We start from the raw sequence: 11,802 nt of genomic DNA, 5'->3' as shown, positions 1-11,802 counted from the left end.
GGGGCCGGGGCGGGCGCGGCGGCTTCGGGAGCGGGCGCGGCGGCCGGGGCGGGAGCCTCACCGGCATCACCGATCACACCCAGTTCACCGCCGACCTCGACCACGTCGTCTTCGCCGGCCACGATCTTGACCAGCACACCTGCGGCCGGGGAAGGGATCTCGGTGTCGACCTTGTCGGTGGAGACTTCGAGCAGCGGCTCGTCGACCTCGACCGTGTCTCCTTCCTGCTTCAGCCACCTGGTCACAGTGCCCTCGGTGACGCTCTCACCAAGAGCCGGCATCTGGACGGAGAAGGCCATAGTCCTCTGACTCCTCTGACTGCTCGTCGGGTTAAACAGCTTCGTCCCCCGGCGGGTCTTCCACCGCGGGTCGCGGTGTCGGGCCACTCGCCACCGATAAGTCTGCGGCGTCCGGGGATCCGTGTTGGTTCTTGTTCCGGTTCCCCATCCTTGCACTTGCGCGCGTGCGGCGTGTCACAGGGCGGCTGTTCGACCGACCTCGCAGTGTCGCAAACGTGATGGTGAGCGCGGTCGCCCGTGTCTCAACTGGGGTGATAGCCAAGCGCTGCTGAATGGGATGCGCCGCACCGGGTCCGGTCCTGAGCGCGGGCTGAGGACCGGCTGACGGTTGGCTGCGAAGTCGGCCCGGGGACCGTCCGGCGTGCCGGTGCGCTGGCAGTATCGAGGCAGAACGGAGGTTGCCCGATGGGTTTCCTGGATTTCCTCAATCGCGGCGGCGTCGCCACCAAGGGCGTCGATCCGGACGACGCGCGGCATCTGGCGGAGTGGACGCGCACCCATCACGGCGTCGAGGCGTTCGTCGAACCGCGCACCACGGTCAACGACGTGTCGGTGGTGCTGGTTGCGCACGACGGTGAATGGACGCGGCGCGTGGTGGGGGAGCGTGGCGCGCAACGGCTTTCCGCGACCCTGCGCATTCCGGTCTACGACGTGCGCAAGGTGGGCTATCCGCAACGCATGCGCGATCACGACGCCCGAGTTCGAATTCTGCGCCGCAGAGAACAGGGTTAATCCCCTGCAAATTGCCGGTCTTGCTATTGGTCCGGACCACGATCGGCCTGCTATACATGCATAACCCATGGACTGGCGTCCATGTGCTACGGGGATGCGTGAGGATAGCGGGCGGTGTTGGAAGAAAAGAACGGTCCTGGGGAGCGACCGCTCAAGCTCCCGACTTTCGGTAGTGTGCTGCGGCACCTGCGGGACGCGCGCGGGATATCCCGCGAGCGGCTGGCGCGCAGCGCGCATCTGAGCGTCAGCTATGTGACGCATATCGAGACCGACGATCGCGATCGGCGGCCCACCCGCAATGTGGTGGAGGCCCTGCTCGCCGCCTTGGACCAGGTCGAATCGGTGGGCGACGCGGATCGCCGGCACCTGTTCGACCTGGCCCGGGTGGCCGAACTGGATTCGCCGTCGGCGGCCGACCTGTCCGCCATGCTGCCGCCGGACCTGCGCCGCCGCCTGATCCAGCACGACCCGAATCCCGCCGCTTATCTCGACACCCGCTCGAATGTGCTGGCCTGCAACGATTCCTATCGCAACACCTTCACCGGCCTGCTCGACAACGGCAATATCCTGCGCTGGGTGTTCGCCGACGAGCGGTCCAAACAGGCGCTGGTGGAATGGGAGCACGAGGCGCGGCTGACGGTCGGCCTGGTGCGCGGTTTCATCGGGCGTTCCAGCAATCCGCACTGGTGGAGCGAGCTGCTCGAGGAATTGAGCGAATATCCCGATTTCCGCCGTATCTGGGACGACAACGAAACGGTGTTCGGCCGTGACACCCTCGGAATGCATCTGCGCGATCCGGCGGGCCGGGAATCGCGACTGGATCTGCAAGTGTTCCAAGTCGATTCGGTCGAATATCACGACCGGCTGCTGTTCGTCCTCGGGTTGCCCGCCGTGGCGAATCCCGGGTAATCGCCCGGACAACACACGGCCCCGGTCACTTTCGGTGACCGGGGCCGTTGTTCGCGCAGTTACTCCGCGGCGATGTCCTCCAGGGTCGCGATGAGCGTGCGCACCGGCACGCCCGTCCCGCCCTTGCCGATGTAGCCGAACGGCCCGCCGGTGTTGTACGCCGGACCGGCCACGTCCAGGTGCGCCCACTGCACGTCCTCGGGCACGAACTCCTTCAGGAAGATCCCGGCCGAGAGCATGCCGCCCCAGCGGTGCGGGGCGACGTTCGCCAGATCCGCGATCTTGGAATTGATGTCGGCGCGCAGTTCCGCCGGGAACGGCATCGGCCAGCCGTTCTCGCCGACGCCCTGGGAGATCTTGGCGACCCGATCGCGGAAGGCGTCGGTGCCCATCACGCCCGGGGTGCGGGTGCCGAGCGCCACCATCTGCGCGCCGGTGAGGGTGGCGACATCGATCAGGTAGTCCGGATCGTCCTCGCCCGCGCGCACGATGGCGTCGGCCAGGATGAGCCGGCCCTCGGCATCGGTGTTGAGCACCTCCACGGTGGTCCCGCCGTACTGGGTCAGCACATCGCCCGGGCGCTGCGCGGTCGCGGACGGCATGTTCTCCGCCATCGGCACGGTCGCGGTGACCGTGAGCGGCAGGCTCAGCCGCGCCGCCAGCAGCGTGGTGGCGATGACCGCCGCCGCGCCGCCCATATCGGAGGTCATGTTCTCCATGTTCGCGGCCGGCTTGATGGAGATGCCGCCGGTGTCGAAGGTGATGCCCTTGCCGATCAGCGCGACCCGCTTGTCACCGCCCGCGTAGGTGATGCGCACCAGCCGCGGCGGCCGCGAGGACCCCTTGCCGACGCCGATGATCCCGCCGAATCCCTTGGCCTCCAGCTCTTTCTCGTCGAGCACCTCGACCTGCAGCCCCGCGGCCTTCGCCAATTCCGCTGCCCGGTCGGCGAATTCGCCCGGGAACAGATCGCTCGGCGGCGTGTTCACGAAATCCCTTGCGGTAGCGACGGCTTCGGCCACCGCCTGCGCCCGGAACAGCGCCTCTTCGCCGAATCCCGCTTCCGGAACCAGGAATTCGATCCGCCGCACCGGCAGCTCGCCCGCCTTCGGCGCGGACTTCGTCTTGTACGGCGTGAACTGGTAGGCCCCGAGGTAGAACCCTTCGGCGGCCGCCCCGATATCCAGCCCCGACAGCGTGGTCACCGCGGTCCCGACGCCGGTCAGCGACCGCCCGGCGACGCCCGCCGACTTGCGGATCTGCTCGGCATCGACCTTGTCCGCCGCACCCAGCCCCACCGCGAGCACACTGTCCACGCCCAGCCCGGCCGGCGCCGGCACCCGGGTCAGCTCCTCACCCTTGCCCTTCGCGCCCACCGCGCGCAGCGAACTCAGCAGTGCCGCCCGCGTATCGGCGTCCAGTACATCGTCGAACACGTCCGCGGGCGCGATAACCGGCCCGTCCTCCGACGAGGTGAGTCCGATGACGAGCACATCGGCCTGGCCGATGCCCTCGGTGCGTACCAGTTCCGGCCCGAGCGAACGATCTGCAACAGCTGTCATGGGAACCCACGTTACTGCGCGCGTCGTCGGCGAGTCGGCTGGGCGCGTCGGTGTCGCGGTGCGGTCCGCCCGAATCGCGGGACACTCACCCGCGCGGTGCTGTCATTTCACCGGCCGGCCGCCGACCTCGTCGGGGAAGTGCCGCACGGCCACCCCGTCGAGCAGTAGTTGCAACCCGTCGTCGAGCAGTTGCTCGTAGTCGAGCACCAGCCCGGCCGCGTCGGCCGCGGTGATATGCCGCGCCAGCGTCGGATGACTGTCCGGGCCGATCAATTCGACCGGATTCCCCGATGCCGTCCGCACCGGCGCCCGCTCCGATCCGGGCAGCAAAGCCAGTCCTTGGACCAGCCCCGATACCGCCAGATAGATCGACATGACGGTCTCCCGGCTCAGATCCGGCCGGTCCAGGGCCGCGAAGACCCGCTCCAGCCCGTCCAGGAGCGCGGGCCCGATCGGCGGCCGGGTCTGCGCCAGCACCGGCAGCATCCACGGATGCCGTTGATACAGCTGCCATTCCGCGTGCGCCTCGGCGGTCAGCCGCGCCCGCCAGCCCTCGGCATCGTCCGGAATCCCCTCCGCGAGTGTGTATTCCGCCATTTCCGCGAGCAGCGCCGCCCGATCCGGGAACCGCCGATACAGCCCCGCGGTCGCCACCCCGAGTTCGGTCGCCAGCCGCCGCATCGACAGCCCGTCCAGCCCGTCCCGATCCGCCAGCTCGATGGCCGCCCGCACGATCCCGACCGTGGTGAGCCGCTCCGGCCGCACCCGTCGCTTCACCGGCACCGCCCGCAATCGCGCCCGATACGCCCGTGCCTGACAGGACCGCGAGCAGTACCGCTTCCGTCGTCCGCGCTCGGATTGCGCGACCTCGCGCCCGCACACCGCGCACGCCCCATCCCTTTTCATCACACCACCGAGTGTGACGAAATCTTCGTAATCCCGCTGCCACACCCCTACGTTGGCTGATGAAACACCGTTCGCAACAGGAGGTCGAGAGATGCAGAACCAGCCGCAGGTCCGCCGCGCCGAACTCGCCGAGGCCGAGGCCGTGACCCGGGTCTTCGCCCGCGCCGCCGTCGACGAAGTGGTGACGGCCTGGATCATGGACGGCCACCCCGAGGTCGCCGAGCAATTCCGCACCGAGCACGCCCCCAAGATGATCGAGCGCGCCCTCACCGAGGACGAAGTGTGGGTGGCGGGCACCGGCTCCGACATCTGGGCGGTCTCCCTCTGGCAGACCCTCACCTCACCGGACCGCGCCGCCGCCGAAGCCGCCCAAACCGCCGAGCTGGCGAAAGCCCTTCCCCTGCAACCCATCCGCCGAATGGCCGCCCTCACCTCCATCCTCGCCGACACCCACCCCACCGACTACCCCTACCGCTACCTCCAAATGATCGTCACCCTTCCCGAACACCGCGGCAAAGGCGCCGGCTACGCCATCGTCAGCGAACGCGCGAAAGCCGCCACCGCCGACAACCTCCCCGCCTACCTGGAAGCCAGCACCGAACGCTCCGCCCGCCTCTACCAACGCTGCGGCTTCGAAATCTCCGGCAACCTGATCCCACTCCCCGAAAACGGCCCCACCCTGCGCCCCATGTGGTTCCGCGGCTGACCTATCCGGAGCTCGCTAGTTGCCCTCGTGCATCACGAGCTTCACCTGATCGGCCGACAAGGTCAGATACCGAGTCCCGCCCGAGCTATCGACGGTCCAGTTGAAGGTGGCGGTTTCCCCCTTCCTGTCTCCCGCTGATTACCGCCGCAGTTGTTCTTGGACTCCGAAACCAGGCTGGTTCCAGCGAACTTCGCCCGATTCCCGGATACGGTTACCGTCCCCTGCTCGGTCTGCACGATCTGCAGGGTGCACCCGTTCTGATACGACTGCCGCAAGGTCATCATCCGGTAGGCGCCGTTCCGCGCCACCTCCAACTGGACCCCCGTCACGATCGCCGGCGTAGACCCGCCCCGCCCATTGCCATAACTCGTCGCACTACTGTCCGCCGCCGACCACGTCCCGGCGAACGGCTGCGAAGCCGCCTCCGCCGGCGCCGCCAAAGCAATCGAACCAAGGATTCCGAACGTCAAAACCGTGTATTTCCGCATGCCCCGATGCTCGGCCCACCAACTTGCGAACCTCCGCACATCGACTTGCGGCCCACGCGAGCAGCACTCCCACCGATCTGAGTGGTCCGCCACTCTGCCACCTGGACAGTCGCCGCCAGACCATCGATCCATGTTCCAGTGGCTCCTGTTCAGAAACCGCACTTACCAACGCCGCGCCGACCAAGCCCGGCACGCCACCCCGCCGCCCCCACCTGTGCCGCCGGTGTACGCGCCGGCACTCGGCTGTGAGGGTGCACGCCGATTCGCCGCCGATGGGCACCCCGCGACCAGTCCGTGATCGCGGCAACGCGCGCGGAGCAATGACCGCCACCGGCGCTCCGCCGTGCATGAACCCGGGAACAGCTCAGCGCGAGGTGTTTCCACTGCCGAGTACGCGGGTGAGTTCGGCGCGGCTGGTGACGCCGAGCTTTTGATAGGCGGTGTGCAGGTGGTTCTCCACCGTTCGTACCGACACTACGAGGCGCTTCGCGATCTCCTTGTTGGCCAGTCCTTTCGCTGCCAGCCGGGCGATCTCCGATTCGCGCGGGGTGAGGTTGGGGGCGGTGAGCCGGGCCAGCGCCGGCGTCGAAACCCCTTCGCACGCGGTGGCGAGGGAATGGGCGCGGGCGGCGGCAGATCGTGCGGACGCGGTGCGCCCGGCGGTCTCGAACCCGTGCGCGGCCTGGGCGGCGGCATCGGCCGCGTGCAGCAGGAATCCGAGCCGTTCGAAGCGTTCCGATACCGCCAGCAGGGCCGCGCCGTCGTTCCCGGCGGCCGCGTGTTCGGCTGCGGCGGAGGCGAATTCACCTTGGCAGAGCGTGCCGAGCTCGATCAGGCGCGCGGCGACGCGATCTCCGCTGCCTAGCCGCATCGCATCGTGGCAGGCGAAGACTTCCTGGATGAACGACCCGGTCTCGCGCATCCGCTCGGCATTGGCGACGGCGAGGTCCGCGGCCTTGGTCAGTTCCCCGCGGGCCGCCAGCACCCACGGCCGTGCCAGGTCGACGCTGAATGTCATCACCACCAGGGTCGCCGACTCTTCGGCTTGTTCGAGCGCCCGCTCCGCCGTCTCGATTTCCCCGGAAATCGCTGCCGCCATGGCGAATTCGGCGAGCCGCGGCGTCTGGTAGTCGCTGAGCGCATCGCCTCCGGACGGCGTGCCGAGCAATCGCGCGGCGGTCCGTATCCGGCCCCGATGCCGCTCCAATATCCCCAACGCGTAGGCGCTTTCGGCATCCGCCACCGCCCAGTCGCTGTCCGCGCCGGTGATGACGTCCCCGAACGCCACCGCCTCGGCCTCGGCTCCGAGATCCCCGGCATAGTAGGCGGCGAACTGCTGAATCCCTTGCAGCGCACGCACATACACCGGCACGGCCGATTCCCATTCCGCCCGGGTGTCCAGCACCCGCCGCACTTCGGCGAGCGAATCCACCGGCCGCCCCATGAAGATCAATATCCAGGCCCGCTGTCCGTGCCCCTGCGCCCGCATGGGCCCGCTCACCGGGTCCGCCACGATGTTGTCGGCCAGCGTGAGCGCCTTGTCGTACCTCCCCAGCCCGAAGTGGATCGACGACTGCCAGAACATGAGTTCCTGCCGATTCTCCGGCGCGGTCAGCGTCACCTCCGCCGCCTCGACGATCGCGATCGCCTCCTCGACCCGCCCCAGCGTCGCGAGAATGTTCAACCGCGTGGAGATCATCAAGGTCCGGGTGCGTTCGTCGCACGGCTCCTCCCACAGCCGTTCCAGCAGCGCATCGGCCTCGGCGATCTTGCCGCCGTAACCGAGCACCGGCGCGAGCAGTATCGCCGCCTCCGGCCCTGCCCCGGCCTCGACGGCTGCCCAGCCGAAGCGCTCGGCCAGGGGGTAATCGTGTGCGGCCCAAGCCATTCGCAAGGCGGCGAGCAGCGGTTCGGGCTGGTCGGTGAGCCCGGCTTCGAGCCGCCACAGGGCGAGCCGCAGCACGTCCTGACGGGTCGAGCTCTCCACGCCGAGCTCCGCCAGTTGCCGGTACCGCCGAACCGTCCGCAGCCGTGGCATCCCCGCGCGCACCGACTCCCCGTACAGGGGATGGGCGAGCCGAACAATGCTGCCGTGCAACCCATTCCGCTGCTCGTCCTCGGCAGTGACCGCGATCAAACCCCGTTCCTCGGCCGTCTCGACCGCCGCCGCATCGCCCACGGTCAGCAACGCCCCGAGCCCGAGCGGTTCCCCCAGCGCCACCAGTTCCAGCACCGAGCTCTCGGCCTCGGTCAACTCCCCGATCCGCGCCGAAATCAACTCCTTCAACTGCCGCGACATCGGCACCGCCCCCTGCCACCGCCACACCCCGCCGCTCTCGGCCAGCGTCCCCCGCCCGATCGCCTCCTCCACCAATTCCCGCAAATACAAGGCATTCCCATGGCTCAGCCGCAGCAACCGCCGCACGCTCTCCAACTCCACCACCCCGCCCAGCACCTCGGTCAACAGCGCCGCCACCGCCCCCTCCGACAGCGCCGCCACCTCGACCCGCGTAGCGATCCCCTCCCGCCACAACGCCACCACCGGCTCCGGGCACGGCTCCCCGTTCCGCACCGTCACCACCAACTGCTGCCCGTTCTCGGCCAATTGCTGGGTCAGCGCCGCCGAAGCGGCATCGAGCAAATGCGCGTCATCGATGACCAGCACCCGCCCGGCCGCCTCCCGCACCGCCTGCCCCGCCCACCCGAGCAGGTTCTCCGCGACCACCTCACCCGGCAGCAACGGCCCGAAGGCCCCCAGCGGCAAGGCCTTCGCCGCCTCATTGGCCCGAATCCGCGTCGCGCCCCGCGCCGCCTCGACCGCGAGCCGGCTCTTCCCGACCCCCGCCCCACCGCAGAGCACCACGCTCCCGCCGCCCGCCAAGATCCCCCGGACCTGCGACAGCTCCGCCTCCCGGCCGGTGAATGGCCACGCAACCGACATGGCTGGATTGTAGAGACTCCCACTTACCCGTCAACGGTCCTCGACGCCCGATTCACCCCGTTCCCGACCTTTCCCCGCCCCGCGTGCCTACGCTGAAATCGACACCGCCGTCGGGCATATACCGCGGTGTCCCCATCCTCCGATGCCCGCCCCGGATCGCAGGGCGCACAGGAGGTTTCCAGTGGCTAAGGCGAAGTTCCAGCGCACCAAGCCGCACGTCAATGTCGGCACCATCGGCCACATCGACCACGGCAAAACCACGCTCACCGCGGCCATAACCAAAGTCCTGCACGAGAAATATCCGGACCTGAACCCGTTCACGCCGTTCGACGCCATCGACAAGGCGCCGGAGGAGCGGCAGCGCGGCATCACCATCTCCATCGCGCATGTGGAGTACCAGACCGAGAACCGTCATTACGCGCACGTCGACTGCCCCGGGCACGCCGACTACATCAAGAACATGATCACCGGCGCGGCCCAGATGGACGGCGCGATCCTGGTGGTCGCCGCCACCGACGGCCCGATGCCGCAGACCAAGGAGCACGTCATCCTGGCGCGTCAGGTCGGCGTCCCGAAAATGGTGGTGGCGCTGAACAAGTGCGACATGGTCGACGACGAGGAGATCCTGGAGCTGGTCGAGATGGAGGTGGCCGACCTGCTCAACGAGTACGACTTCGACGGCGACAGCACCCCCGTGGTCCGCATCTCCGCGTATCAGGCGCTCGAAAACCCTTCCGGTGATTGGGGTTCCGGCATCGTCGAACTCCTGGATGCCGTGGACAACTGGATCGACACCCCCGCCCGCGAGGTCGAGAAGCCGTTCCTCATGCCCATCGAGGACGTCTTCACCATCACCGGCCGCGGCACCGTGGTCACCGGCCGCATCGAGCGCGGGATCTTGAAGGTGAACGCCGAAGTGGAGATCGTCGGCATCCGCCCGAAGACCACCAAGACCACCGTCACCGGCATCGAAATGTTCCGCAAGCTCCTCGACGAGGGCCAGGCGGGGGAGAACGTGGGCCTGCTACTGCGCGGTATCCGGCGTGAGGACGTGGAGCGTGGGCAGTGCGTGATCAAGCCCGGTTCGGTCACGCCGCACACCGAGTTCGAAGGCCAGGCCTACATCCTGTCCAAGGAGGAAGGCGGCCGGCACACCCCGTTCTTCAACAACTACCGGCCGCAGTTCTACTTCCGCACCACCGATGTCACCGGCGTGGTCACACTCCCGGAATCGGTGGAGATGGTGCTGCCCGGCGACAACGTGTCGATGAGCGTCAAGCTGATCCAGCCCATCGCCATGGAACTGGGGTTGAAGTTCGCCATCCGCGAGGGCGGGCGCACCGTGGGGGCGGGCCAGATCACCAAGATCGTGAAATAGCCCGCCCGCGGCTCACCCCATCTCTTCGAGCGCCTTGCCCTTGGTCTCCGGCACGAATTTGAGCACGAACGGAATCGAGAGCAAGGCGAACGCCGTGTAGATGACGTAGGTCCCCGACAGGTTCCAATCCGACAGGCTCGGGAAGCTGGCCGTGATGACCCAGTTGGCGATCCACTGCGCCGACGCCGCCACGCCCAGCGCGGCCGCGCGGATGCGGTTCGGGAACATCTCGCCGAGCAGCACCCACACCACGACGCCCCAGGAGAGGGCGAAGAACAGTACGAAGCAGTGTGCGGCGATGAGGGCGGTGAGGCCCTGGGCATTGGGCAGGTGCACCGCACCGTCGGCATCGATTGTCTTGGCCGAGAACGCCCAGGCTTCCGCCGCGAGCGATACGGCCATGCCGGTGGAACCGATGAGGGCCAGGGGTTTCCGGCCGATCCGGTCCACCAGCGTCATGGCGATCACGGTGCCGAAGATATTGATGATCGAGGTGGTGAAGGAGTAGAAGAACGAACTGGTCGGATCGATGCCGACGGACTGCCACAGCGTGGACGAGTAATAGAACACCACGTTGATGCCCACCAGCTGCTGGAATACCGACAACCCGATGCCGATCCACACCACCGGCAGGAACCCGAACCGTCCGCCCAGCAGATCGCGGAAGGTGGACCGGTGCTCGCTCTTCATGGCCAGTTCGATCTCCCGGACCCGGGCGTCCAGGTCGACGTTCTCGCCCTCGACCTCCGCCAGCACCTTCTTCGCGCGGTCGATCTTCCCGACCGAGATCAGATAGCGCGGCGACTCCGGGATGGTGAACGAGAACAACCCGTACAGGATGGCTGGCACCACCATCACGCCCAGCATCCACTGCCACGCCTCCAACCCGGCGATCTTCCCGCGCTGCTCGCCGCCCGCGATCTGCAGGATCCCGTAGTTGATCAACTGCGAGACCGCGATGCCGGTGACGATCGCCGCCTGCTGGAAGGACGCCAGCCGCCCGCGATAGGCCGGCGGCGAAACCTCCGCGATATAGGCGGGCCCGATCACCGAGGCCATGCCGATCGCGATGCCGCCCAGCACCCGCCACATGGCCAGATCCCACAGCGCGAACGGCAGCGCCGAGCCGAGCGCGCTGATCGTGAACAACCCCGCCGCGATCCGCATGACCAGGATCCGCCCGATCCGGTCCGCGATCCGCCCCGCGATGGCCGCACCGATCGCACAACCGATCAAAGCGATCGCGACCACCTGGGCCAAGGCCGCCGACCCGATGTCGTACCGCTCCCGGATCGCCTCGACCGCCCCATTGATGACCGAGCTGTCGTATCCGAACAGGAACCCGCCCATCGCGGCCGCGGCGGTAATGAAGATGACGTACCCGAGACTGTCACCCCCCGGATGCCGCTGACTCCCGGAACTCTGTGCACCAACCGTCGAATCCACGCAGACCCTCCATCCAAGCGAATGTTGCCGCCGCAGCACGGTCAGTCTCCGGCGCGACCGGTTCGATCTCGGCCAGGCGCGCGGGATCGTCATGAAACACGCAGGTAGAGGCGCGATTTGACTTTGCTTCGTAGCAACACGTAACTTATTCCAGGTCAGAGCGACACGGACACCGACCCGGGGCCGAGAGGGACTGGGAAAACGAGGTTGGACGAAGAGCGCCTGATGATCACACGAGATCTACCCCGACCAGCGGATTTGGTTCTGCTGCGACGGTTGGTCTAAGCTGTAAAAGTTGCCTCACGAACGAGCGGGACGATGAGCCCGGGAGTTTGTGTGTGCGTGTGTTCTTTGAGAACTCAATAGTGTGTCGATGAATGTCAGTGCCAAATATTTTATTTGGTTCCGGCCTCACACCCCCCGTGTGATGGGGCT

Annotated in this window: 9 protein-coding genes; 4 read left to right on the top strand and 5 right to left on the bottom strand. The window is 67.6% G+C overall.

Annotated features, from left to right (window positions below; translation table 11 throughout):
- Positions 1-299: biotin/lipoyl-containing protein (locus tag NY1_RS41495; RefSeq protein ID WP_305778674.1), on the bottom strand; the 299-nt coding region annotated here is incomplete at its 3' end.
- Between the two features lie 405 nt (positions 300-704).
- Here NY1_RS41495 and NY1_RS41490 point away from each other — a divergent pair.
- Positions 705-1,031, top strand: coding sequence for an oxidoreductase (locus tag NY1_RS41490; protein ID WP_067723558.1), 327 nt, complete (start codon positions 705-707; stop codon positions 1,029-1,031).
- Between the two features lie 114 nt (positions 1,032-1,145).
- Positions 1,146-1,940: a helix-turn-helix transcriptional regulator gene (locus NY1_RS41485; RefSeq protein WP_233434713.1), complete on the top strand. Its 795-nt coding sequence runs from the start codon at positions 1,146-1,148 to the stop codon at positions 1,938-1,940.
- Positions 1,941-1,999: 59 nt separating this feature from the next.
- Here NY1_RS41485 and NY1_RS41480 read toward each other — a convergent pair whose 3' ends face one another.
- Complete coding sequence (locus NY1_RS41480; RefSeq protein WP_067723554.1) at positions 2,000-3,502, bottom strand: leucyl aminopeptidase; 1,503 nt, start codon at positions 3,500-3,502, stop codon at positions 2,000-2,002.
- Positions 3,503-3,604: 102 nt separating this feature from the next.
- Positions 3,605-4,408 (bottom strand): TetR/AcrR family transcriptional regulator C-terminal domain-containing protein, encoded by an 804-nt coding sequence (locus NY1_RS41475; RefSeq protein WP_067723560.1) that lies wholly within the window; start codon positions 4,406-4,408, stop codon positions 3,605-3,607.
- 91 nt (positions 4,409-4,499) lie between these two features.
- On the opposite strand from NY1_RS41475, the gene NY1_RS41470 reads away from it, so the two are divergent.
- Entirely contained in the window at positions 4,500-5,114 is a 615-nt protein-coding gene (locus NY1_RS41470; protein ID WP_067723552.1) for a GNAT family N-acetyltransferase, read from the top strand.
- A gap of 852 nt (positions 5,115-5,966) precedes the next feature.
- On the opposite strand, the gene NY1_RS45345 is transcribed toward NY1_RS41470, so the two are convergent.
- Positions 5,967-8,543 carry a helix-turn-helix transcriptional regulator gene (locus NY1_RS45345; RefSeq protein ID WP_067723548.1) on the bottom strand — a complete coding sequence of 859 codons (2,577 nt, stop codon included), beginning with the start codon at positions 8,541-8,543 and terminating at the stop codon, positions 5,967-5,969.
- A gap of 181 nt (positions 8,544-8,724) precedes the next feature.
- On the opposite strand from NY1_RS45345, the gene tuf reads away from it, so the two are divergent.
- Positions 8,725-9,921, top strand: a complete 1,197-nt coding sequence (gene tuf, locus NY1_RS41455; protein WP_067723546.1) for an elongation factor Tu — start codon at positions 8,725-8,727, stop codon at positions 9,919-9,921.
- 12 nt (positions 9,922-9,933) lie between these two features.
- Here tuf and NY1_RS41450 read toward each other — a convergent pair whose 3' ends face one another.
- Complete coding sequence (locus NY1_RS41450) at positions 9,934-11,367, bottom strand: sugar porter family MFS transporter (protein ID WP_067723544.1); 1,434 nt, start codon at positions 11,365-11,367, stop codon at positions 9,934-9,936.
- Positions 11,368-11,802: the final 435 nt, after the last annotated feature.

This window comes from Nocardia yamanashiensis NBRC 100130, assembly GCF_001613325.1.
Lineage (GTDB): Bacteria > Actinomycetota > Actinomycetes > Mycobacteriales > Mycobacteriaceae > Nocardia > Nocardia yamanashiensis.
The sequence above is the reverse complement of the archived record's forward strand: the minus strand, read 5'-3'. Positions and strand labels throughout refer to the sequence as shown.